This is a genomic window from Brucella sp. RRSP16 (assembly GCF_052246815.1).
In the GTDB taxonomy this organism is placed as follows: domain Bacteria; phylum Pseudomonadota; class Alphaproteobacteria; order Rhizobiales; family Rhizobiaceae; genus Brucella; species Brucella intermedia.
Genome location: NZ_JBQQAM010000010.1, coordinates 1 through 22,484, shown reverse-complemented (window position 1 = coordinate 22,484; position 22,484 = coordinate 1). Strand labels below are relative to the sequence as shown.

Below are 22,484 nucleotides of genomic sequence, written 5' to 3'. Positions count from 1 at the left end.
ACCTTGATCGGAGAAAGGGGGGAAACGTTATCACCCAAGGCAGCACCTGTTTGTCACGAACTTTCGGCCACGATCCTGAAACAGCGAATCTGATATGTCAATATCTGATACATCAGATATCAAATGAAACTGACTCACAGACTGACGGACGGCAAAAAGACGGCGAAACGTCGTCTTTCCCGGATAGGTTCATGCAAAAGAAGGGTGCGCTCCGGCTTGAAACCGGCAAAAAGGGGAGCAGTTGTGCGGGTGGGCCTGTTGCGCCGCCGGAGCATTTTCAGCAAAAGTGTGCAACGTCCACGCGGGGAAATCAGTTCACTGGACTGATTTCTTATGCCGCTTCGATGCGTTGGAAAATGCGATAAAACAAATGGTTAGAGCGGTTCCGGCGTTTCTGCCAGAACAGGAACCGCTCTAAGACTGATCCAGTCCGGCCTGCGCGACATGCAGGCGCCTGTAGCGCCCATCCTTCATTTCCAGAAGCGCCGCATGACTGCCCTGCTCGGCGATGCGCCCGCCCTCCACCACCAGAATGCGATCGGCATTGACGATGGTTGCGAGGCGATGCGCGATCACCAGCGTGGTGCGGCCTTGCGAAAGCTCGGCCAGCGACTGCTGGATGGCGCGTTCGGTTTCCGTATCGAGCGCGGACGTCGCTTCATCGAGGATAAGGATAGGCGGGTTTTTGAGAAATATGCGCGCAATGGCCAGGCGCTGCTTCTGCCCGCCCGAAAGCTTCACGCCACGCTCGCCAATGACCGTGTCGTAGCCGTCCGGCAGGCTGGCGATGACACCATCAAGCCGCGCGCGGCGCGCGGCCTCGGCGATTTCCGCGTCGGTCGCATCGAGACGGCCATAGGCTATGTTTTCCCGGATCGTTCCCGCGAACAGGAAAACATCCTGGCTGACGATGCCGATGTTGGAGCGCAGGGATTTCAGCGTCATATCGCGAATGTCGATGCCGTCGGCAAGGATTGCGCCCTTCGTCACGTCATAAAAGCGCGGCAGCAGCGAGCAGATCGTGGTCTTGCCCGCACCCGATGGACCGACGAAGGCAATGGTTTCGCTTGCGCGGATGGAAATATCGAGGCCGTCGACAATAGGACGCGCGGCGCTGTAGCCGAAGCTCACATCGCAATATTCGATATCACCGGTCAGGCGCGCAACCGTCTGCGCACCGGGGCGGTCCGCAATATCCGGGCGCGTGTCGAGAAACTCCGTATAGCGCTGGAAACCGGCAATGCCCTTGGGATAGGTCTCAATGACCGAATTGATCTTTTCGATCGGGCGGAAGAACACGTTGACCAGCAGCAGGAAGCCGACGAACCCGCCAGCCGTCAGTTCGCCGCGCACCACGAACCACGCGCCCGCCAGCATCACCACGACCTGCACGAAGCGCATCGACAGATAGGAGAGCGACATGGACGCCGCCATAATCTTGTAGGCAGCAAGCTTGGTGGTCAGGTATTTGTCGTTGCTTTCGGCGAAGAGCTGCCGCTCGTGGTCCTCGTTCGTAAAGGCCTGAACGACGCGGATGCCGCCGACATTTTCCTCGATGCGGGCGTTGAAATCGCCGACGCGCCGGTAAAGCGCGTGCCATGTGTTGGTCATGCGCCCGCCGTAACGGGTGGTGACATAGGCCGACAGCGGAACGATGACGGCGGTAATCAGCGCCAGCGGCGGGTGCACCCACAGCATAAGGATGAAGGCGCCGATAAGCGTCATGATCGCGATGAAGACATCCTCGGGGCCGTGATGCGCCACCTCGCCGATTTCTTCCAGATCCTTGGTCAGCCGCGCGACCAGATGGCCGGTCTTCTGGTTGTCGAAGAAGCCGAAGGAAAGCTTCTGCAAGTGATCGAAAGCCTTGCGCCGCATCTCTGTCTCGATCTTGATGCCGAGCATATGCCCCCAATAGGTTACGATGACCTGCAGGAAGGCATTGAGAACATAGATGGCCAGCAAGCCAACCGCAGCGACGGCGATAACGCCGAGCTGCCCGGTGGGCAGCAGCTTGTCGATGAAAAGCGTGACGGCGACCGGAAAGGCAAGCTCAAGCAGGCCGGATGCCACCGCACTGGAAAAATCCAGAGCGAACAGCCCACGATGCGGACGGTAATATCCGGCAAAGCGTTTCAGCAACCCAGCCATGATGCGGCTCCCTCGAAATCAATCACAGGGTGCCTAACTCATTCATCTCCCTATTAAAAGGGTAATCTGACCCCAGAGTTCAAGATTGGGGCGCCACCGTTGCCATCCGGTTGAGAATGCGGTCGTGGAAAAGCATGCCCAGACACATCATCGCGACAAAGAGCCAGACTTGCGGCAGGCCCATCGAGAGCGCCGACACGACAGGACCGGGGCAGAATCCGGCGAGCCCCCAGCCCGCGCCGAATATCGCGGAACCGGCGATCAGCCGCCGGTCGATTTCGGTCTTTTCCGGCAGATGGAAGGATTGGCCGAGCACGGGCCGCGCCATGCGCCGCTGCAACAGGACGCCGGGGATTGCCACCAGCAGAGCACCGCCCAGCACGAAGGCAAGGCTGAGATCCCAATGGCCGCTGGCAATATTCAGGAATCCCGTCACGCGGGCGGGATCGATCATGCCCGACAGCGACAGGCCGAAACCGAAGATCGCACCGGCAAGCAAGGTCACGGAGAGGCGTGCGAATGCCGACTGCTTCATAGGAACGCTCCCGAAATGGTGGCAACCACGATGCCGGTTATGAGGAAAGTGAGCGTCGCCGCTATCGAGCGCCCGGAAAACCGCGCCATGCCGAGAATGCCGTGGCCCGACGTGCAGCCCGACCCCATGCGGGTTCCGATGCCGACCAGAAGCCCGGCCACGATGATGACGGGCCATGACATGGCCATCGTGACGGGGGGAAAGGAGCCATAGATTGCGGCATAGATAATCGGCCCCAGAACGAGGCCGACGACGAAGACCGCATTGGCCGGAATCTGCTGCCCCTCCAGAAGCCGCCCGATGATGCCGCTGATACCGGCAATGCGTCCGTTGAAGACGAGAAGCAGGACCGCGGAAAGGCCAAGCAGCATTCCGCCTGTCAGCGATTGCAGATAGGTGGCGATCATGACCGGACCTCCGATGCACAGAAGATGCCGTAGAGAGCCTCGATCAGCTGCGCGGCCCTCGCTTCGGTCAGCCGGTAGAAAATCTGCTTCGCCTCGCGACGGGTTTCGACCACGCCCGCCTCCCGCAGCACGCCCAGTTGCTGCGACAGCGTCGGCTGATGGATGCCTAGCGCTTCCTCCAGCTCGCCGACCGAATATTCGCCTTCTGCAAGCGTGCAGGCCAGCATGAGCCGCGCCGGATGCGACAGCGTCTTGAGGAGTTCGGCAACCTCTGTTGCCCGGCCTTCCATTTCCGCGCGCGTCATCCTCTTTGCATTGGCGGGCGCACGGCCCGAAATCGCATCCATCTCGTCACCTCATAATCAATATACAATTAAATATAATATATAATGAGTTTTGCAAGAGGAAGCCGGAACAATGATGCCGCCGTTCATTTCCGAACGGCGGCACCAAAGTCAGTATGCAAGAAGCGACTGGACTGCGGCCAGTTCCGTCTGGCGCAATTCGTGCCCGCCCGGATGCCAGACAAGCTCGACATCGGCTTTCTGGCGCTCGAAATATTGCGCCAGCGCTTTCGTCAGGTCCGGCGGACAGATGGGGTCCATCCGCCCGGCGGTCATGAGGATTTTCTCTCCTTCAAGCGCCTGATTGTCCTTCGGCCTGAACGGAACCAGCGGATGCAGAAGCGCTGCCTTGTCGAAGACCCTGCCTTTCTCGATCAGCAGGTTCGCCATGATGTTGGCCCCGTTGGAATAGCCGAGCCCGATCACTTCGGACGGCTTGTATTCAGCCGCAAGGGCGGCAATGAACCCGGCCATCTTGTCGGTGGCGCGGGCAAGGTCTTCCATGTCATAGACGCCCTCGCCCGTGCGGCGGAAGAAGCGCGCGGCGCCATATTCCGACACGTCGCCGCGCGGCGACACGATGGTCGCGTCCGGCAAAAGCTGTTCCGCCAGACCGAAAAACTGGTTTTCGTCGCCGCCTGTGCCGTGAAACACGATGAAGAGCGGCGCACCCTTTGCACCGGCCTTCAGCCGGTGCTCATAGGTTTGAGTGGTCATGTTCGTTTCCTCCCTGCGCCTCAGATCTTGTCGAGATGTTCTTCAAGATAGCTGCGCAGATGCTGGTGCTGCGTCGGCAGCTTCAATGCTTCGCCAAGATGCGCAGTGTCCTCGTCGCGGTCGAAACCGGGTTCGTTGGTCGCCACCTCGAACAACACGCCGCCCGGCGTGCGGAAATAGATCGCCCAGAAATAATCGCGGTCGATGACCGGCGTGACGTGATAGCCCGTATCCATCAGCGCCTTGCGCACTTCCAATTGCTTCTCGCGATTTTCGACCGCGAAAGCCACATGATGCACGGAACCCGCGCCCTGCTGGTTGCAGCCCACTGCCGGAAGCGTCTCCAGATCGACGACGCCCGCGCCATTGCCCTCCGGCATGATGAAGCGGCTGACGCCGTCCTTCGCGTCGAACTTCTGGTATCCCATATATTTCAGCAGTTCGGCTGTGGCGCCCTCGTCGCGAAGCCGCATCGAGACCGAATGAAAGCCACGGATTGCATGGTCGGGATCGATCCCTTCATGCGCCCATGGCGCACGCGGATCGTCCTTCACTTCGACCAGCGCAAAGCTGTCGCCGTCCGGCCCGCGAAAATGGACACGCTTTTCACCGAACGCCTCGTCTTCCGATTCCACCTTGACGGCGGACTGCTCGAACCGGTCCTTCCAGAAACCGAGCGATCCCTGCGGCACGGCAAAGACGGTCGTTCCCACCTCGCCCGTGCCGTCGCGTCCGCGCGGTATGCCGGGGAACGGGAAATAGGTCATGACGGTGCCGGGCGTGCCGACTTCGTCACCATAATAGAGGTGGTAAACGCTCGGATCGTCGAAATTGACGGTCTTCTTGACGCGGCGCAGCCCCAGGACATCGGTAAAGAACCGGTTGTTGGAGCGCGCATCGGCGGCAAGCGAGGTGACGTGGTGGAGGCCCTTGATCTGGTTAAGCATGGCGATCTCTCCTATTGTGTTGCCGCTAATATAACCATCGTCATGGGACTTGAAATATTGACGGTGCTACACAGATTGTATCTGTTTCAGATACAGTTGCGGGCAACCGCGATTTCCATCTGGACGCAGCACCCTTTGAACGTTTAGCTACCGCTAACCCAACACAGAAAGGTTTCCCATGGCATCCGGCTTGTTCGCACTTCTCGATGATGTCGCGGCCATTGCAAAAATGGCGGCAGCCTCGCTCGACGATGTCGCAGGACAGACGGCAAAGGCCAGCGCCAAGGCGGCGGGCATCGTCATCGACGACACGGCCGTCACCCCGAAATATGTCGTGGGGCTGAAGCCTGAACGCGAATTGCCGGTCATCTGGAAGATCACCAAGGGATCGCTGCGCAACAAGCTCGTCTTCCTGCTGCCGCTGGCGCTCATCCTCGGTTATTTCGCGCCGTCCTTCATCATGCCGCTTCTCATGATCGGCGGTGTCTATCTGGCTTTTGAAGGAACGGAAAAGCTGGTGGAATTCTTCATTCCGCACAGCGAAGAGGCACATGAGGAAACCAAGGCCGGTACGCCGCAGGAGATCGAGGAAACGACCGTCAATGGCGCGATCCGTACCGATTTCATCCTGTCGGCGGAAATCATGGCGCTGACACTGGCGGGGCTCGCCCCTTCAAGCATCTATACGCAGGCGGCTATCCTCGCCAGCGTCGCCATATTGATCACCTTCGTCGTTTACGGCGTGGTCGGCATCATCGTGAAGCTCGATGACGTGGGCGTCTCGCTGGTGCGCAACAGCCATACCGCTTTCGGCAGGCAGCTCGGCAAGGGGCTGGTCGCGGCATGCCCGTCATCCTCAAGGTCCTGAGCACCGTCGGCACCGTCGCCATGCTCTGGGTCGGCGGCAGCATCATCGTTCACGGGCTGGATTCCATCGGCATCCACAGCGTCGAAGCCTTCATCCATACCCTCGTTTCGCACCTGCCGACCGAAGGCACCCGTTTTGCAGCCGCCTTCGAATGGATCGCAACGTCTTTCCTGCAGGCAGTGCTCGCCGTCCTGATCGGCATTGTCGTGGTGATCGTCGTCAAGGGCTACAAGTCCCTGAAGGCGAAGGCCTGAATCAGAAAGCCCGGCAAAAGCCGGGCTTTTCAATGAATTATATCGTGAAGCTCAGATATTGGGCTCGATCTTGCCCTTCCCCTTGGCTCCGCCCTTGTCCTTAGCGGTGAGCCTGTCGATATAGGCGAGGAACAGCGCCGAGAATACGAATGCCAGATGGATGATGGTGAACCACATCAGCTGGCCCGACGTATAGCTGGTCGCGTTGAGGAATATCTGCAGCAGATGGATCGACGAAATCGCAACGATGGTCGAGGCGACCTTGATCTTGAGCGAACCGGCATCGATGGTGCCGAGCCAGTGCACCTCGTCGCCCGCCTGATCGAAGCGGCTGACGAAATTCTCGTAGCCCGAAATGATGACCATCACCACGAGGCTCGCAATCAGCGCCGCGTCGATGAGCCCGAGGACTTTCAGGATCGTGTCGGTGTCGTTGAGCGCGGTGACTTTCGTGGCAAAATCGAACAGCTTGCCCACGAAGGATACGGCATAGATCGCCAGCGCCACGGCAAGGCCGAGATAAAAGACCACCAGCAGCCAGCGCGACGCCAGAATGATGTTTTCGATCAGGAGTTCAATTCGTTTCATCGATCCGTTTCCAGGTAATCATGCGGATACCCTCTTAAAAAACATCGCGCCTTTGACAAGCGCGCGAGATATTGAATGATGTGCAAAAGTAGGAACGCGACCGCTTTCCTGCAATATCAGCCCGCCTCCGTCGCCTCGAGCAATTCCAGGGCAAGCTTCCGTGCGCCTGCGGAAATATCCGGATTGAAGATCAGCCAGTAGCCATTGTCGCTCGTCTGCGACACCTCGCAGGCATGGACAAGCTGACCCCGCTGCACGGCGCCGTCGATCAGCCCCGCCCAGCCGAGCGCCACGCCCTGATCGGCAATCGCTGCCTCGATCACCAGGTTATAGGTGTTGAAGACCAGCCCGTAATTGCCGTCCTCAATATCTTCACCGATAGCATCGAGCCATGACTGCCATGTGAACCAGCGGTCGCCCTGCAAGGTGTCGAGATGCAGGAGCGGGGCCGCGCCGAGCCGTTTCCCGTCCGGAAAGGGACCATGCGCGGCAAGATAGGCCGGGGAACACACCGGCACGACCTTTTCGCCGATGAAGGCTATGGCGTCCTTCGGGAAGTCCCCGCGTCCGCCGAAGAGGATTGAAATGTCCGCGTCACGCCGGTCGAGCGGCTGAAGCATGGACGATGCCGTGATGCGCACATCCACTTCCGGATGTTTCGGGCGGAACTGCGCGACACGCGGCATCAGCCAGAAGGTTGCGAAGCCGTAATCGGTTGCGATGCGCAATCCCGGCGCACGCTGGCGACGTCTGATCTGCTGCACAGCCTCATCGATTCCATCCAGACCGCTGCGCACCGCATCGTAAAGAATGCGGCCTTCGGGCAGAATTTCGACCCCGCGGGCGCGCCGGGCGAACAGCGCGACGCCCAGACGCTCCTCGATGCGTTTTATCTGATAACTCACTGCCGGTTGTGTCATGCCCAGTTCACGCGCTGCGAGGGTCAGATTTTCCAATCGTCCCACCGCTTCGAAAACGCCAAGGCTGCCAAGATCCCAGGATGGAGAAACCATAAAAACTTTCTATAGCTTCGATAAAAAAAGAATGGGTTTTTCCTTAGCCTAAATGATGTTTTCCTTAAAGTAGGAATGCGAGACATAACCGGTTTTAATCTATAAGAGGGGTCATCAAATGCGCTACTTCAAGATTGCGGCACTGGCGTTCACGGCACTGGCGGGGCTTTCGGGAACGGCTTCCGCTGCCGATCCGGCGGCTTGCGAAACCATCCGCCTGTCCGATCCGGGCTGGACCGACATTACCTCCACCAACTCCATCGCCAGCGTCTTGCTGGAAGGGCTCGGCTATAAGCCGGATGTGAAGACCATGTCCGTGCCGATCGGCTATGAGGCGCTGAAAACCGGCAATCTGGACGTCTTCCTTGGCAACTGGATGCCCGCGCAGCAGAAATTCCGCGACGATCTCGACAAGGCCAAGGCTGCCGAAGTCATCGTGAAAAACCTCGAAGGTGCGAAGTTCACGCTGGCCGTGCCGGACTATGTGGCAAGCGAAGGCGTGAAGGATTTCACCGACCTTGCCGCCCATGCCGACAAGTTCGGCAAGGAAATCTACGGCATCGAACCGGGCGCGCCTGCCAACCAGAATATCCAGAAGATCATCGAGGACCAGAAATTCAAGCTCGACGGCTGGAAGCTGGTGGAATCGAGCGAGCAGGCGATGCTCGCGCAGGTGGACCGCAAGAACAAGGACAAGAACTGGGTCGTGTTCCTCGCCTGGGCGCCGCACCCGATGAACACAAAACTGAACATCGAATATCTGGCAGGCGGCGATGACTATTTCGGCCCGAATTTCGGCGGCGCGGAAGTCTACACGCTTGGCCGCACCGGATGGGCCGCACAGTGCCCGAATGCGGCAAGCTTCTTCAAGAACCTCGTCTTCACCGTCGACATCGAGAACGAACTGATGGGCAAGATTCTCGATGGCGGTGCGGAAGGTCCCGCAGCCGCGAAGGAATGGCTGAAGGCGCATCCCGACCAGATCGACAAGTGGCTTGCAGGCGTCACAACCTTCAAGGGCGAACCGGGCGCGGAAGCCGTCAAGGCGAGCCTCGGCCTCTGATCCTGACAAGCACGAAGAGCAAGGCGGGCGTTTCGGCGCCCGCCATTTCGCGTTTCCACACCTGCCAACGGTTCCGCACAATGAAAAAGCCGAATATCCTCATCCTCATGGTCGACCAGCTGAACGGCACCTTCTTTCCGGACGGCCCGGCCGAATTTCTCCACGTTCCACATTTGAGAAAGCTTGCCGAACGCTCCGCCCGTTTTGCCAATTGCTACACGGCCAGCCCGCTTTGTGCTCCCGCGCGCGCATCGTTCATGTCGGGCCAGTTGCCGTTCCGCACCGGCGTCTACGACAATGCGGCGGAATTTTCGTCGGAAATCCCGACCTATGCGCATCATCTGCGCAACGCCGGCTACCAGACGGCGCTCTCCGGCAAGATGCATTTCGTCGGGCCGGACCAGCTGCACGGTTTTGAACAGCGGCTTACGACCGACATCTACCCGGCGGATTTCGGCTGGACCCCCGATTATCGCAAGCCCGGCGAGCGCATCGACTGGTGGTATCACAATCTCGGCTCCATCACCGGGGCAGGTTCCGCCGAAATAACCAACCAGCTCGAATATGACGATGAGGTGGCCTATCAGGCCGAAGCAAAGCTCTATGATCTGGCTCGCGGCCACGACCAGCGGCCATGGTGCCTGACGGTCAGTTTCACCCATCCGCACGATCCCTATGTGGCGCGCAAGCGCTTCTTCGATCTCTATGCGGATATTCCCGAACTTGATCCGAAAATCGGACCGCTTGATGAAAGCGGGATCGACCCGCATACCGAGCGGCTGCTGCGGGCCTGCAAGGCGGAGGACTACGACCTCACCCGCGAACAGGTTCGCGCGGCGCGGCAGGCCTATTTCGCCAATATATCCTATGTGGACGAGAAGATCGGCGCGCTGCTCGATGTAATCGAGCGCTGCGGCATGGCTGACGACACGATTGTGGTCTTCACTTCCGACCATGGCGACATGCTGGGCGAACGCGGCCTGTGGTTCAAGATGAGCTTCTTTGAAGGTTCCGCCCGCGTTCCGTTGATGATTGCCGCGCCGCAATTGCAGGCTGGCCGCGTGGACGCGCCGGTCTCCACGCTCGACGTCCTGCCGACGCTGGCAGACCTTGCCGGCATAGACCTCAAGGGCATCATGCCATGGACCGATGGCGTTGCGCTGGCAGGCGTTGCTTCGGGTTCCGCCGAACGCGGTCCGGTGCCTGTCGAATATGCCGCCGAAGGCACGGTCGCGCCGATGGTTTCGCTGCGCGATGGAGACTGGAAGCTCAACCTGTGCCGCGCCGACCCGCCGCAACTTTTCAACCTTGCCGACGATCCGGACGAGATGCGCAATCTGGCGGAAAATCCGGAATTCAAGGCAGTTCTGGACAATCTTCTGGCCAAGGCGGAACAGCGCTGGAATCTGGACCGCTACGATGCCGATGTTCGCGCCAGCCAGGCGCGCCGTCATGTCGTCTATCCGGCATTGCGTAACGGCGCCTATTATCCATGGGATTACCAGCCGCTGCAAAAGGCATCCGAGCGCTACATGCGCAACCATATGGACCTGAACGTGCTGGAAGAAAACCAGCGCTTTCCACGCTGAGTGAGAAAGCGGGGCCCACGGCCCCGCCTGCTCCAGTTCCTACTGTTCCGAGAACTCCAGAACCGTGCCGCTGGCATTTTCCGGCAACACGGCGATGCCTGCCGGTGTCGCCACATGGGAAACCCCGTTGGCTTCGAGAACGCCACGCGCCTTGTCCAGCGACGCAACGCGAATGCGCAGGGCGGCAAAAGCCTTGCCCGGCGTCTGGCCGAAATCCACACCGGGATAGAGTGCGGCGGCTTTCTCGGCGGTCACAACCCATATGTCAGCCGAACGCGTGCCGGTCGAAACCTTCCAGCCGCCATCCTGCGCACCGGCCTTGCCGTCCGCGAAAAGGCGGGCAAACCCCTTGGCGGCTGTTTCCGGGTCGTCCGAAATAGCAATAATGGCGGAAAGGCCATTCGCGCCATTTGCATGTTCGATCAGCTCCGGCAGCCAGACAGTTTCTCGGGTCTTGTGCTGGCACATGAACACCATGCCTTGCGGAACTTCGCTTTCCGCGAAGGATACGGTTTCAAAGGCCGCCACACCCTCGCCGCCACCCGGCAGCTTAACGGGACGCTGGAACGCGCCAACCTCACCCGTCTCGATGCCGAGCGCGCCCAGTTCCGCCTTGGCGTCGCGCGCATTGTCGATCCGGCAGGCAATGGCATGGAGGCCTTCGCCCTGCGTCGCCAGTTTCTCGCGCTGGTGCAGATTGCCCGGCGTCTCGGCGACGATGCCAAGCAGCTCGAAATAATCCTCCGGGAACATGATCGTGTAGTTGCCGGTTCCCTTCTCCTTGCTATGCAGCCCGCGCGGGCTCAACGTGAAGCCGAAACGGCGATATTGCTCGGCACTTTTCTCCAGGTCGCCGACCAGCAGGAAAATATGATCGACGCCTTTGACCGGATGAGACATGCAAAACTTCCTTTTACTTCTTGGTCGGAGCCAGAACGATCTCGTGGATCGTAACCTTGGGATTCATATTGGCAACATAAAGTGCCGTTTCAGCCATATCCTCGGGCTGGATGACCTCATCCATGCGGGAAAGATCGAAACCCGGACGGCGCGCCAGAAGCGGCGTCGCCACCTCGCCGGGGCAAAGCACGGTCGACCGGATGCCGTTCTGCCCTTCCTGCGCATTGAGGCTGGCGCTCAGATCGTTGAGCGCATGTTTGGACGCACCATAGGGAACGCCGCCGCCGGGCGACGAAAACCGCCCTGCCCATGACGATGTGTGGATCATCAACCCGCCGCCTTGCGCGCGCATGGGCGTCAGGGCGGCAGCAATCACGTTGATCGCCCCCTTGATGTTGATATCGATGACATCGTCCCATGAATCGAAATCGATATCCGCCCAGCTGCGGCGCGGAATATTGAGACCGGCATTGTTGCAGAGCACGTCCAGACGGCCCGCCCATTCGACGATAGCTCCGGCAGTAGCAGCGATTGCCTCCCGGTCGAGAACATCTGCCGGAAAAATCCGCGCCTCGCCGCCATTGGCAGCAATTTCCCCGGCAATTGCTGTCAGCGCATCCGCCTTGCGGCCCGTAAGCGCCACCCGCCAGCCTTCTCGGGCGAAGCGCCGCGCCATTGCAGCGCCGATGCCCGACCCGGCGCCGGTAATCCAGACCGTACCGGGTACGATTTTGCCCGAATTGGCGTTCACCTCGGGAGAATTTTGGCTCATCAACAAACTCCGTCGTAAAAAATCGACATTTAATAACGCAGGCTGGTCGAGAATTTTTACCAATTTTGCGACGCATATTAGTTTATCTTGACAATATCGCCACGGAATCTAGCATATCAATGCTTGCATACAATAACGACCCTCTGAAGCGGCATTTCGTTGCAATTTCAGGGGCTTGCACAATATTGGGACGTGCGGGAAAAGAGGCTGGAAAGCCCTCCCTCAACGTCCTTCAGGGGAACAGAGAATGCATATCAGAAAAGCTGGCCTTGGCCTGTTTGTTGCGGCGTTTTCGCTTGCGGCGGTGTCTTCGCACGCCGAAGAAGTCAAGCGCGGCGGCACTGTCATCGTCCATATGAACACCGAACAGGGTGTGCTCAACCCTGCGCTGCGCGCCTCCACCGGCGTCTATCAGATCACTGGCCGCATCATGGAGCCGCTGATCGACCGCACCTATGAGGGCTATGTGCCGGTTCTGGCCACGAGCTGGTCGTCCTCGGAAGACGGCAAGGCCATCACCTTCAAGCTGCGTGAGAATGTGCGCTGGCATGACGGCCAGCCCTTCACCTGCGATGACGTTTCGTACAGCGCGATGAACCTCTGGAAGAAGCTGCTCAACTATTCGACGACGCTTCAGGCCAATCTCGAAGCCGTGGATTGCACCGATCCGCACACGGCGGTGTTCCGCTATTCCAAGCCGATGCCGCTCGACCTTCTGGTCGCCGCCATGCCAGATCTCGGCCACCCCGTGCCGAAGCATCTTTATGAAGGCACGGATGTTCTGAAGAACAAGTACAACGCCGCGCCGGTCGGCACGGGGCCGTTCAAGTTCGTCGAATATGAACGCGGCCAGCACATCATTGCCGAGCGCAACGAAGATTACTGGCGCGGCAAGGAATATCCTTACCTCGACCGCATCATCTGGCGCTTCATGCCGGACAAGGCGGCTGCTGCCGCGGCACTCGAAGCCGGTGAAATGATGGAGACAGCCTTCAACGGCATTTCCATGTCGGATACCGAGCGCCTCCAGAAGGATGGCCGCTTCGATACCGGCACCAAGGGCTTTGAAAACAACGTCGCCCACTCGACCATCGAGTTCAACCTGCGCAATCCGATCCTTGCCAATTTGAAGGTTCGTCAGGCGATCTACCACGCGCTCGATATCGATTTCGCGATCAAGACGATCATGCGCGGCTATGCCAAGCCGGGTCGTGGCCCGATCCCGAGCACCGGCGGCGCCAACTATACGGATCAGGTTCAGACTTACCCGTATGATGTTGAAAAGGCAAAGAAACTGCTTGATGAAGCCGGTTATCCCGTCAAGGAAAACGGCATCCGCTTCAAGCTGCGCCATCGCCCGGCCCCATGGGGTGAATATACGCAGCTCTGGGCTGAATATTACGCTCAGGCGATGAAGGAAGTCGGCATCGATGTCGAAATCCTCACCAATGATGCACCGGGCTTCCTGAACGGCGTCTATCGCGATCATGACTTCGACACCGCCAATGGCTGGCACCAGTTCCGCTCCGACCCGGCGGTTTCCACCACGGTGTGGCTGCGCTCCGGCGCTCCGGTCGGCACGGCCTGGTCCAACCAGTTCGGCTACCAGTCCGACGAAATGGACAGCCTGATCGACAAGGCCGCGTCGGAACTCGATCCGGCCAAGCGCGCCGATCTCTATCATCAGATCCAGCAGCTTGAGATGAAGGACCTACCGGTCATCTTCGCCATCGAACATCCGTTCGTCGGCGTGACCAACAAGGTGTTGAAGAACCACCACAACACCCCGCGCTGGGATTCTTCCAGCTGGTATGATCTTTGGATCGACCAATAAGCCAAACGCAGTCGCTGCCGGTCATCCGGCAGCGGCTTCTCACTTGACCAATGCCGAAATGAATATCTTGCAGGATAATCCGCAATGCCCCTGCCCCCGATCCTGACTTTTGCGCTGCGACGTATCTTGCAGGCGATCCCCGTCATTCTCCTCATCATGATTGGGTCATTCCTGCTGATCAAGCTTGCCCCCGGCGACACGGTGGACGCGCTTGTCGGCGACATGGGCGGCGCTGACCCGCAATTCGTCGCCAATCTGCGCACCGAATATGGACTCGACCAGCCGGTCTGGACGCAGCTCTGGATCTATATGACCAAGCTGGCGCAGTTCGATTTCGGCTGGTCCTATGTCTACGAGCAGCCGGTGCTGGACGTGCTGATGGCCCGCCTCGTGCCGACCCTCCTGCTGATGGTTTCCTCGCTTTCGGTGGCTTTCATTTTCGGCATCGCGCTCGGCGCTTTTGCGGCGCGACGCGCCTATTCGCTCACCGACAATGCGATCTCCACGCTCGGCCTCGTCTTCTATGCCATGCCAAGCTTCTTCCTCAGCCTCATCCTGATGTTCATCTTTTCCGTCAAGCTCGGCTGGCTGCCGGTCGGCGGCTACAAGACGCTGGGCGGGTTCTATACCGGCTGGAAGAATGTCTGGGATATTGCCGTCCACCTCGTCATGCCGACAACGGCGCTGTCGCTCATCTATCTCGCCTTCTACATGCGCCTGATGCGCACCAGCGTGCTGGAAGTGGCCGACCTCGACTATGTGCGCACAGCGCGCGCCAAGGGCGCCAGCGGCCCAAGGCTGATGTTCCATCACATCATGCGCAACGCATTCCTGCCTGTCGTCACGCTGCTTGGCCTGCAATTTTCCACCGTTCTCGGCGGCTCGGTCGTGATCGAGACGATCTTCTCGCTGCCCGGCCTCGGCCAGCTTGCCTACACCTCCGTGATCAAGCGCGACCTCAACACGCTTATGGGCATCATCTTCCTGTGCTCGGTGCTGGTGGTGATCGTGAATTTCATCACCGATCTCATCTATGCGCGGCTTGATTCCAGGATCGAACTGTCATGACTTCCCAGGACCTTTCCCTCACTCGCCCGCAGGTCTCGCGCGCAAAAATTCTGTGGCAGCGCTTCAGCCGCAACCGCGCCGCCGTGCTTGGCCTTGTCCTCTTCATCGCCGTGGTCCTGATCGCACTGCTGGCAGATGTCATTGCGCCCGGCGACCCGCTGCGCCGCGCTGGCGATCCGCTCGTCTGGCCGTTCCTCAATGCGGCAACGCCGCTCGGCACCGACCAGCTTGGCCGCGATATCATGGCGGGCATCTTCCATGGCGCGCGCATCTCGCTGCTGATCGGCGTGGTGGCCACCCTGATTTCCATCGTGATCGGCATCATCATCGGCGCGCTTGCCGGATATTACGGCGGCTGGGTGGATGACGTTCTGATGCGCATCACCGAAGCCTTCCAGACCGTGCCGAGCTTCGTGCTGCTTTTGACACTGGTGGCGATCTTCGGCTCCTCCATCGAGAACATCATCATCTGCATCGGCATCGTTTCGTGGACAGCGCCCGCCCGCATGGTGCGCGCCGAATTTCTGGCGCTGCGCAAGCGCGAATTCATCGACGCCGCGCGCAATCTGGGCGTAGGCAATGCCTCGATCATCTTCCGCGAAATCCTGCCGAATGCCCTGCCGCCGGTGATCGTCTTCGCATCCGTGGTGATGGCAACCTCCATCCTGATGGAGAGCGCGCTCGCCTTTCTTGGTCTCGGCGATCCGAACTATGCAAGCTGGGGCAACATGATCGGCCAGGGTCGCGCCGTGTTGCGCACCGACTGGTTCTGCTCGGTCATTCCCGGCATCGCCATTCTGCTTACCGTCCTGTCCTTCAGCCTGCTTGGCGAGGGCCTCAACGACGCGCTTAATCCGAGGCAGAAGAAGTAATGACCGCCGCACCTGTTCTTGAAATCAAAAACCTGCAAATCGCGCTGCCGAAAGGCGCCGACCGGCCTTTTGCCTTGCAGGACCTGTCGCTAACCATCAATCCCGGCGAGATCGTCTGCCTCGTCGGCGAAAGCGGCTCCGGCAAATCGCTTTCGGCGGGTGCGATCATGCGCCTTCTGCCGGAACCGCACGTGCGCGTGACCCATGGCACGATCAGGCTCGAAGGCACCGATCTTCATTCGCTCAGCGAAGCGGATATGAAGAAGCTGCGCGGCAACCGCATCGGCATGATCTTTCAGGAGCCTATGACCGCGCTCAATCCCCAGAAGACGGTCGGCTGGCAGATCGATGAGGTGCTGCGCCTGCACACGAAACTCGGCCGCAAGGAGCGCCGCACCGCCGTGCTGGACATGCTGGCAGAAGTGAAGATTCCGGACCCGGAATCCGCCTATAACGCCTATCCGCATCAGATTTCCGGCGGGCAGCGCCAGCGTGTCATGATCGCCATGGCGCTAATCCTGAAACCGCGCCTCATCATCGCCGACGAACCGACCACGGCGCTCGATGTGACCACGCAGGCGCAAATCCTGAAACTGATCCGCGACCTGCAACGCGAGCACAATACCGGCATTCTGTTCATCACGCACGACTTCGGCGTGGTGGCGGAAATCGCCGACCGCGTGGCCGTGCTGCGGCTTGGCGAACTGGTGGAGGAAGGTCCGGCCAACGAAGTGCTGAACCACCCGCAGCACCCTTACACAAGGGCGCTGATCGCGTCTGTTCCGGCGCTCACTCCGCCGCCAGCCAAACCGTCTCTTGAACAGCCGATCATCCTGAGGGCGAGCGCCCTGCGCAAGACCTTCAAGGCGCGCGGCGGCTTGCTCACCGGCAAACGCAGCGCCGTGTCCGCCGTCGAGGACCTTTCGTTCGAGCTGCGCCAGGGCGAAACGCTGGGCGTCGTTGGTGAAAGCGGCTCCGGCAAGACGACTGTCTCGCGGATCGTCACCCGCCTGCTGGAAGCCGATAGCGGCAAGGTCGATGTGAATGGCAGGGATTTTCTGAGCGCCAGCGCGCGGGAAGTCCGCGCCATGCGCAAGGATATCCAGATGGTCTTTCAGGACCCGATGGCCTCGCTCAACCCGCGCCGCCGTGTCGTGGACCTCATCGCGCAGGGACCGATCGTCCATGGCGTGCCGAAGGAACAGGCACACGCGAAGGCCCGCGAATTGCTGGAACTGGTCGAGCTTTCGCCCGCTGCCGCCGACCGTTTCCCGCATGAGTTTTCAGGCGGACAGCGCCAGCGCATCGGCATCGCCCGCGCCTTGGCGCTTGAACCCCGCATCATCGTCGCGGACGAACCGGTCTCCGCGCTCGATGTTTCGGTGCAGGCGCAGGTGCTGCGTCTTCTGGCCGACCTGCGCGAAAGGCTCAACCTGTCGCTGCTTTTCGTAACGCACGACCTGCGGGTTGCAGCACAGCTTTGCGACCGCATCATCGTCATGTCGAAGGGGGAGATCGCCGAAGCCGGGCCAACGGCGCAAGTCTTCGCCAATCCGCAACATGAATATACACAGCGCCTGCTTGCCTCCATTCCCGGCAAGGGCTGGACACCGCCTCGTTTGGAACATGCGTGAAGCCATGCAAAAAGTAGAATTTCCCCCCTCCATATGGGCTGCAACTGCGGCTCCCCGCACGCCGGCCAAGCCACTGACAATGGACGCGGAAGCCGATGTCGTCATCGTCGGCGGCGGTTTTACGGGGCTTTCGGCAGCGCTCCATCTAGCAAAGCGCGGCAAGCGCGTCATCCTGCTGGAAGGCAATGCCGTCGGCTGGGGCGCATCGGGCCGCAATAATGGCCAGGTGATCCCCACCATGACCTCGGCGGAACCTGATGCAATCGCCAAACGCTACGGTGCTGCGGGCGAACGCTTCGCCAGACTGATCGGCAACAGCGCCGATATTCTTTTCTCCATCGTGCGGAATGAGAATATCGAGGCCGAAGCCGAGCAGAACGGCTGGTTCCAGCCTGCCCATTCGCCGGGCCGGGTGAAGCTGTCGCAAACCCGCGTGGAAGCATGGAAACGTTTCGGCTTCCCGGCAGAATTTCTTGACCGCGCCGCGACATCGCGTCTGCTGGGCAGCGATTTCTGGTATGGCGGCATGTTCAACCCCACCGGAGGTCATATCAATCCGCTGGCATTCGCTCGCGGGCTTGCAGCCGCCGCCGAGCGCCACGGCGCAATCATCCACGAGCAAAGCCCGGTCATTTCCTATGCCCGAGCGGGCGACCACTGGGAGGTGAAGACCGCAAGCGCCACCGTGCGCGCCAAGGGCTTCCTGCTTGCCACCAACGCCTATACCGGCGAGTTGCGCGAGGGGCTGGCCCCGCGCCTTGCCCGCACCATCGTGCCGGTTCTCTCGTGGCAGATGGCGACAGCGCCCGTCAGCGACAATCTGCGCGCAACGATCCTGCCCGGACGGCAGGCAGTTTCCGATACACGCGGCGACCTGCGTTTCTTCCGCTACGATGCCCGCAACAGGCTCATTACCGGCGGTGTGGTGATGGGCGATTTCAACGTGGCCGAGCGCGTCAGGCGCAAGACGGCGCGCAACATGGCGGAAGCCTTTCCAGCCCTTGGCGAACCGGAAATCACCCATGTGTGGAGCGGCTATATCGGCATGACATGGGATCGTTTCCCGCGTGTCCATCAGCTCGGCCCCAATGGCTGGGCGTGGATCGGCTGCAACGGTCGCGGCGTGGCGCTTGGCACATCGCTTGGCCGGGAGTTTGCGCGTGCGCTGGATGGCGAGCCGGTGCAGGAGCTTGCGCTTCCCGTCTCGGAACCGGCGCCGTTGCCTTTTCACAAGGTCGCACGGAAGATTGCGCCGTTCTATCTCGCATGGCTTCGGCGCAAGGATCTCTCGGAACCGAACCTGTAAATCCGCTTCTTCAATGTTCATGTGAAAGGTCAGGTCCATGAATCAAATGTCAATTCTCGAACGTCGCCGCATCGAAGCGCTGGTTCTCAAGAACGTCTACGAAGTCATTCGTGAACGTTCCGGTGAGGACGAAGCGCAAGCCGCAATCGGCGAGGCAGTCAGCCGCTCGGCAATCGAACAGGGCAAGAGCTTTGCCGATGAGCTGGGCCGCACGCCGACGATACAGGATTTCGCCGATATCCAGCCGCTGTGGACGAAGGAAAACGCGCTGGAAATCGACGTTATTTCGCAGGGCGAAGATCATTTCGATTTCAACGTCACGCGCTGCCGCTATTCGGAAATGTATCGCGACATGGGGCTTGGCCATATCGGTCATCTGCTGTCGTGCAATCGTGATGGCGATTTCTGCATCGGCTACAACCCGGCCATGAAGCTGGAGCGCACGCAGACCATCATGAAGGGCGCCAGCCACTGCGATTTCCGCTATCGCCTTGAACAGAACGACACGAAAGACGGGGAAGCCTGACATGCCGGTTGAAAACTGGACTTCAAACCAGATCGAGGAACTGGTCGCATTCCGCCGCGACCTGCACCAGAATCCGGAATTGCTTTATGACGTCAACCGTACCGCCGAAAAGGTGGCCGAAGCGTTGCGCGCTGCGGGCGTCGATGAGGTGGTGACGGGCATCGGGCGCACCGGCGTCATCGGCGTCATTCGCGGCCAGTCGAACCGCTCCGGCCGCGCCATCGGCCTGCGCGCCGACATGGATGCACTGCCGATCCTCGAAGAAACCGGGGCTGAATGGTCGTCGAAAGTGCCGGGCAAGATGCATGCCTGCGGTCATGACGGCCACACGACCATGCTTCTGGGCGCTGCCCGCGAACTGGCGCAAAGCCGCGCCTTTGACGGCACGGTCATCGTGATCTTCCAGCCTGCCGAAGAAGGCGGCGCGGGCGCAAAGGCGATGATCGATGACGGCCTGTTCAAGCGCTGGCCGGTCAATGAAGTCTATGGCATGCATAACCGTCCGAACCTCGCAGTGGGCCATTTCACCATCAATTCCGGCCCGATCATGGGATCGGTCGATGTTCTCGACATCACCATAGAGGGCGTCGGCGGCCATGCCGCTTCGCCCCACCAGACGATTGACCCCATCCCGGTGACCGCAGCGCTTATTCAGGCGATCCAGACGCTGACGGCGCGCACCATCGACCCGCTCGATTCCGCCGTGATTTCCATCACCACCATTCAGGGCGGCGATGCATTCAACGTCATTCCTCAGAAAATCCGCCTCACCGGGACTGTCCGCACGCTGCGCGAGGAAGTGCGCAACCATATCGAGGAAAAGCTGACCCGCGCCGTGCAAGGCATTGCCGATGCTTTCGGCGCAAAGGCGACGCTCGACTACCAGCGCAATTATCCGGTGACGGTCAATCACGAGCAGGAAACGGAACTCGCAGCCATTGCCGCCGAGGCGGTGGCCGGCGCGGAACGCGTCACCCGCGACATGCCGGCGACGCTTGGCGGAGAGGACTTCGCCTTCATGCTCAATGAAGTGCCGGGCGCGATGATCAATATCGGCAACGGCCCCAGCGCCAATCTGCATCATCCAAAATATGACTTTAACGATGATGTGATCGCCTGGGGTTGCTCCTACTGGACGACGCTCGTCCGCCACCGGCTGCCGATCAGCAACTGAATAATCGAGTTTGACGCGTTATGACGGGCGGTCCAGTGGGCCGCCTGTTCTTTTTTTTAAGCTCAGGACGCCGCCAGTGCGGTGGCTTTGAAACCGAAATTCCTCAGCAACACTGCTCCAAAGTTGTACGAAATTCGGATTTGCCGCACTAGTCTATCCAAGATAACCGTAATATAAGGCCCTCCCAATAACCATCGCGGCTTTTCCCGATGGGACGGACAACGCATCCCGGACATTGTGAGACGGCTTTCCATCTGGACACGTGTTTCGGCAAAAAGTTGGAACGGAATCCATGAATATCGAGTCTGCCCTGAGCGACAGCGCCAATATTTTTGACCTCGCCCCAATCTCCCTGTGGCTTGAGGACTATAGCGGCCTGCGCAAGCAGTTCGAGGAATGGCGTGCGCTTGGCGTTACCGATCTCAGGGCCTTCCTGCATGAGGACACGACCCGGCTGCGCATCTGCACCAGCCATATCCGTGTTCTCAAAGTCAATCGCAAGACGCTTTCGCTCTTCGAGGCCGATAGCGTCGACCATCTGGTGACCAATCTTGAACGCGTGTTCCGCGACGACATGCTGGACCCGCATATCGAAGAGATGGTGCAGCTCTGGGAGGGCGGCAACGCCTTTTCCAGCGATACCATCAACTATACGCTCAAGGGCAAGCGGCTTGATATCCAGCTCAAGGGCGTCGTGCTGCCCGGCTATGAACATACCTGGGAGCGCGTCCTGCTTGCCATTGAGGACGTGACCGCCCGCGAGGATGCCCGCCGCGAACAGGACCGCCACAAGCAGCATGCGCAAGGGCTATTCGAGCATTCGCCGGTTTCGCTCTGGGTCGAGGATTTCAGCCGCATCAAGCATTTGATGGACGATGTGCGCCAGCGCGGGATCGTCGATTTCCGCGTGTTCACCGACGTGCATCCAGAATTCGTGCGCCAGTGCATGAGCGAGATCCGCGTGCTCGAAATCAACTCCGAAACGCTCGCCCTCTTCCTCGCGCCGGACAAGAAGACCCTGCTGCAAAACCTGCCGCACATCTTCAAGGACGAGATGGAGGCATCATTCCGCGAGCAACTGATCGACCTGTGGAACGGCGTGCTGTTCCAGCGCCGCGAAGTGGTCAATTATGCGCTCGACGGCACCGAGCGGCACGTGCTGCTGCAATTCTCTGTCCTGCCGGGACACGAGCAGGACTGGTCGCTGGTGCAGGTCGCGCTCACCGATATTACGGCCCGCAAAAAGGCGGAAGCCTATCTGGAATATCTCGGCAAGCACGATGTGCTGACGAAGCTGCACAACCGCGCCTTCTATGTCGACGAACTCAACCGGCTCGAGCGCAAGGGTCATGCGCCGATCTCGATCATCATCATCGATCTCAACGGCCTCAAGGCCGCCAACGATCAATGGGGCCATGCGACAGGCGATGGCTTGTTGCGGCGCCTTGGCGAAGTGCTGAACGAAGCGGTAAGGCAGCCGGGCCACGCAGCCCGCATCGGCGGCGACGAATTTGCGGTCGTCCTGCCTTATGTGGACGAGCGCGGTGCGGAAGCGATGGTCGAGGACATCCAGCGGCTGGTCGATATCAACAACCAGTATTATTCCCAGTTGAAGCTCAATCTTTCCATCGGCACGGCCACCAGCATGCCGGGCGAAAAGCTGGAAACCGTCGCCAAACGCGCCGACCTGCTGATGTATGAGAACAAGCGCCAGCAATATACGAGCCGCACGGTCTAGGTGCTAGAGCGGTTCCTGTTCTAACAGAATCGCCGGAACCGCTCTAACTATTTGTTTTCTCGCATTATCCAACGCGTCGAAGCGGGATAAGAAATCAGTCCAGTGAACTGATTTCCCCGCGTAGACGTTTCACACTTTTGCTGGAAATGCTCTAATCTCTTCCATTTGAAGTATAATCTTATCG

The 22,484-nt window shown here is 59.8% G+C and carries 20 protein-coding genes and 1 pseudogene; 11 read left to right on the top strand and 10 right to left on the bottom strand.

Annotation, left to right across the window (positions count from 1 at the left end):
* Positions 1-414 precede the first annotated feature (414 nt).
* The 6 genes from ACS5UA_RS16210 to ACS5UA_RS16185 form a co-directional block, all read right to left on the bottom strand.
* Positions 415-2,151: an ABC transporter ATP-binding protein gene (locus ACS5UA_RS16210; protein ID WP_443101519.1), complete on the bottom strand. Its 1,737-nt coding sequence runs from the start codon at positions 2,149-2,151 to the stop codon at positions 415-417.
* A gap of 79 nt (positions 2,152-2,230) precedes the next feature.
* Entirely contained in the window at positions 2,231-2,686 is a 456-nt protein-coding gene (locus ACS5UA_RS16205; protein ID WP_273771069.1) for a YeeE/YedE family protein, read from the bottom strand.
* Positions 2,683-3,093 (bottom strand): YeeE/YedE family protein, encoded by a 411-nt coding sequence (locus ACS5UA_RS16200; protein WP_273771071.1) that lies wholly within the window; start codon positions 3,091-3,093, stop codon positions 2,683-2,685. The genes ACS5UA_RS16205 and ACS5UA_RS16200 overlap by 4 nt, the downstream gene beginning before the upstream one ends.
* Positions 3,090-3,440: a sulfite-sensing transcriptional repressor BigR gene (bigR, locus tag ACS5UA_RS16195; RefSeq protein WP_273771073.1), complete on the bottom strand. Its 351-nt coding sequence runs from the start codon at positions 3,438-3,440 to the stop codon at positions 3,090-3,092. The genes ACS5UA_RS16200 and bigR overlap by 4 nt, the downstream gene beginning before the upstream one ends.
* A 108-nt stretch (positions 3,441-3,548) precedes the next feature.
* A complete protein-coding gene (locus ACS5UA_RS16190) occupies positions 3,549-4,154 on the bottom strand; it encodes an alpha/beta hydrolase (protein WP_273771075.1) in 606 nt (201 codons plus the stop codon).
* A 20-nt stretch (positions 4,155-4,174) separates the two neighbouring features.
* Positions 4,175-5,101 (bottom strand): VOC family protein, encoded by a 927-nt coding sequence (locus tag ACS5UA_RS16185; protein WP_273771077.1) that lies wholly within the window; start codon positions 5,099-5,101, stop codon positions 4,175-4,177.
* A gap of 178 nt (positions 5,102-5,279) precedes the next feature.
* Between ACS5UA_RS16185 and ACS5UA_RS16180 the strand changes: the two are divergent.
* Positions 5,280-6,223: pseudogene (locus tag ACS5UA_RS16180) on the top strand (DUF808 domain-containing protein).
* Positions 6,224-6,274: 51 nt separating this feature from the next.
* On the opposite strand, the gene ACS5UA_RS16175 reads toward ACS5UA_RS16180, so the two are convergent.
* Together ACS5UA_RS16175 and ACS5UA_RS16170 are read right to left on the bottom strand one after the other, a co-directional pair.
* Complete coding sequence (locus ACS5UA_RS16175) at positions 6,275-6,811, bottom strand: TIGR00645 family protein (protein WP_075041539.1); 537 nt, start codon at positions 6,809-6,811, stop codon at positions 6,275-6,277.
* Positions 6,812-6,927: 116 nt separating this feature from the next.
* Complete coding sequence (locus tag ACS5UA_RS16170; protein WP_273771079.1) at positions 6,928-7,824, bottom strand: LysR substrate-binding domain-containing protein; 897 nt, start codon at positions 7,822-7,824, stop codon at positions 6,928-6,930.
* 118 nt (positions 7,825-7,942) lie between these two features.
* Here ACS5UA_RS16170 and choX point away from each other — a divergent pair, with 118 nt between their 5' ends.
* Both choX and betC read left to right on the top strand, forming a co-directional pair.
* Complete coding sequence (gene choX / locus ACS5UA_RS16165; RefSeq protein ID WP_100649658.1) at positions 7,943-8,887, top strand: choline ABC transporter substrate-binding protein; 945 nt, start codon at positions 7,943-7,945, stop codon at positions 8,885-8,887.
* A gap of 80 nt (positions 8,888-8,967) precedes the next feature.
* Positions 8,968-10,476 carry a choline-sulfatase gene (betC, locus tag ACS5UA_RS16160; protein WP_273771082.1) on the top strand — a complete coding sequence of 503 codons (1,509 nt, stop codon included), beginning with the start codon at positions 8,968-8,970 and terminating at the stop codon, positions 10,474-10,476.
* Between the two features lie 39 nt (positions 10,477-10,515).
* Here betC and ACS5UA_RS16155 read toward each other — a convergent pair whose 3' ends face one another.
* Together ACS5UA_RS16155 and ACS5UA_RS16150 are read right to left on the bottom strand one after the other, a co-directional pair.
* A complete protein-coding gene (locus ACS5UA_RS16155; RefSeq protein ID WP_273771083.1) occupies positions 10,516-11,376 on the bottom strand; it encodes a VOC family protein in 861 nt (286 codons plus the stop codon).
* Positions 11,377-11,389: 13 nt separating this feature from the next.
* Positions 11,390-12,148 (bottom strand): SDR family oxidoreductase, encoded by a 759-nt coding sequence (locus ACS5UA_RS16150; protein ID WP_273771084.1) that lies wholly within the window; start codon positions 12,146-12,148, stop codon positions 11,390-11,392.
* Positions 12,149-12,395: 247 nt separating this feature from the next.
* Here ACS5UA_RS16150 and ACS5UA_RS16145 point away from each other — a divergent pair, with 247 nt between their 5' ends.
* The 8 genes from ACS5UA_RS16145 to ACS5UA_RS16110 all read left to right on the top strand — a co-directional run bounded on the left by ACS5UA_RS16145 (position 12,396) and on the right by ACS5UA_RS16110 (position 22,300).
* Complete coding sequence (locus tag ACS5UA_RS16145; RefSeq protein WP_006472234.1) at positions 12,396-13,982, top strand: ABC transporter substrate-binding protein; 1,587 nt, start codon at positions 12,396-12,398, stop codon at positions 13,980-13,982.
* A gap of 84 nt (positions 13,983-14,066) precedes the next feature.
* Positions 14,067-15,050, top strand: a complete 984-nt coding sequence (locus ACS5UA_RS16140) for an ABC transporter permease (RefSeq protein WP_273771085.1) — start codon at positions 14,067-14,069, stop codon at positions 15,048-15,050.
* Positions 15,047-15,922 carry an ABC transporter permease gene (locus tag ACS5UA_RS16135; protein WP_273771086.1) on the top strand — a complete coding sequence of 292 codons (876 nt, stop codon included), beginning with the start codon at positions 15,047-15,049 and terminating at the stop codon, positions 15,920-15,922. Before ACS5UA_RS16140 ends, ACS5UA_RS16135 begins: the two co-directional genes overlap by 4 nt.
* Entirely contained in the window at positions 15,922-17,556 is a 1,635-nt protein-coding gene (locus ACS5UA_RS16130) for an ABC transporter ATP-binding protein (RefSeq protein WP_443101518.1), read from the top strand. Before ACS5UA_RS16135 ends, ACS5UA_RS16130 begins: the two co-directional genes overlap by 1 nt.
* Positions 17,557-17,560: 4 nt before the next feature.
* Entirely contained in the window at positions 17,561-18,862 is a 1,302-nt protein-coding gene (locus ACS5UA_RS16125; RefSeq protein ID WP_273771088.1) for an NAD(P)/FAD-dependent oxidoreductase, read from the top strand.
* Between the two features lie 37 nt (positions 18,863-18,899).
* Positions 18,900-19,388 (top strand): L-2-amino-thiazoline-4-carboxylic acid hydrolase, encoded by a 489-nt coding sequence (locus tag ACS5UA_RS16120; protein WP_006468580.1) that lies wholly within the window; start codon positions 18,900-18,902, stop codon positions 19,386-19,388.
* A 1-nt stretch (position 19,389) separates the two neighbouring features.
* Positions 19,390-20,562, top strand: coding sequence for a M20 aminoacylase family protein (locus ACS5UA_RS16115; protein WP_273771089.1), 1,173 nt, complete (start codon positions 19,390-19,392; stop codon positions 20,560-20,562).
* Between the two features lie 292 nt (positions 20,563-20,854).
* The gene (locus ACS5UA_RS16110) at positions 20,855-22,300 is read left to right on the top strand and encodes a sensor domain-containing diguanylate cyclase (RefSeq protein WP_021585586.1); all 1,446 of its coding nucleotides are present in this window, start codon (positions 20,855-20,857) and stop codon (positions 22,298-22,300) included.
* The last annotated feature ends 184 nt before the right edge of the window (positions 22,301-22,484 follow it).

What these genes read in the sequence shown, in the direction of transcription:
- ACS5UA_RS16175 (WP_075041539.1), bottom strand. Translation starts at nt 6,811, where the DNA reads ATGAAACGAATTGAACTCCTGATCGAAAACATCATTCTGGCGTCGCGC.
- ACS5UA_RS16125 (WP_273771088.1), top strand. Translation starts at nt 17,561, where the DNA reads ATGCAAAAAGTAGAATTTCCCCCCTCCATATGGGCTGCAACTGCGGCT.
- ACS5UA_RS16150 (WP_273771084.1), bottom strand. Translation starts at nt 12,148, where the DNA reads ATGAGCCAAAATTCTCCCGAGGTGAACGCCAATTCGGGCAAAATCGTA.
- ACS5UA_RS16185 (WP_273771077.1), bottom strand. Translation starts at nt 5,101, where the DNA reads ATGCTTAACCAGATCAAGGGCCTCCACCACGTCACCTCGCTTGCCGCC.
- ACS5UA_RS16110 (WP_021585586.1), top strand. Translation starts at nt 20,855, where the DNA reads ATGAATATCGAGTCTGCCCTGAGCGACAGCGCCAATATTTTTGACCTC.
- bigR (WP_273771073.1), bottom strand. Translation starts at nt 3,440, where the DNA reads ATGGATGCGATTTCGGGCCGTGCGCCCGCCAATGCAAAGAGGATGACG.
- ACS5UA_RS16155 (WP_273771083.1), bottom strand. Translation starts at nt 11,376, where the DNA reads ATGTCTCATCCGGTCAAAGGCGTCGATCATATTTTCCTGCTGGTCGGC.
- ACS5UA_RS16200 (WP_273771071.1), bottom strand. Translation starts at nt 3,093, where the DNA reads ATGATCGCCACCTATCTGCAATCGCTGACAGGCGGAATGCTGCTTGGC.
- ACS5UA_RS16145 (WP_006472234.1), top strand. Translation starts at nt 12,396, where the DNA reads ATGCATATCAGAAAAGCTGGCCTTGGCCTGTTTGTTGCGGCGTTTTCG.
- choX (WP_100649658.1), top strand. Translation starts at nt 7,943, where the DNA reads ATGCGCTACTTCAAGATTGCGGCACTGGCGTTCACGGCACTGGCGGGG.
- ACS5UA_RS16115 (WP_273771089.1), top strand. Translation starts at nt 19,390, where the DNA reads ATGCCGGTTGAAAACTGGACTTCAAACCAGATCGAGGAACTGGTCGCA.
- ACS5UA_RS16130 (WP_443101518.1), top strand. Translation starts at nt 15,922, where the DNA reads ATGACCGCCGCACCTGTTCTTGAAATCAAAAACCTGCAAATCGCGCTG.
- ACS5UA_RS16170 (WP_273771079.1), bottom strand. Translation starts at nt 7,824, where the DNA reads ATGGTTTCTCCATCCTGGGATCTTGGCAGCCTTGGCGTTTTCGAAGCG.
- betC (WP_273771082.1), top strand. Translation starts at nt 8,968, where the DNA reads ATGAAAAAGCCGAATATCCTCATCCTCATGGTCGACCAGCTGAACGGC.
- ACS5UA_RS16135 (WP_273771086.1), top strand. Translation starts at nt 15,047, where the DNA reads ATGACTTCCCAGGACCTTTCCCTCACTCGCCCGCAGGTCTCGCGCGCA.
- ACS5UA_RS16140 (WP_273771085.1), top strand. Translation starts at nt 14,067, where the DNA reads ATGCCCCTGCCCCCGATCCTGACTTTTGCGCTGCGACGTATCTTGCAG.
- ACS5UA_RS16190 (WP_273771075.1), bottom strand. Translation starts at nt 4,154, where the DNA reads ATGACCACTCAAACCTATGAGCACCGGCTGAAGGCCGGTGCAAAGGGT.
- ACS5UA_RS16120 (WP_006468580.1), top strand. Translation starts at nt 18,900, where the DNA reads ATGAATCAAATGTCAATTCTCGAACGTCGCCGCATCGAAGCGCTGGTT.
- ACS5UA_RS16210 (WP_443101519.1), bottom strand. Translation starts at nt 2,151, where the DNA reads ATGGCTGGGTTGCTGAAACGCTTTGCCGGATATTACCGTCCGCATCGT.
- ACS5UA_RS16205 (WP_273771069.1), bottom strand. Translation starts at nt 2,686, where the DNA reads ATGAAGCAGTCGGCATTCGCACGCCTCTCCGTGACCTTGCTTGCCGGT.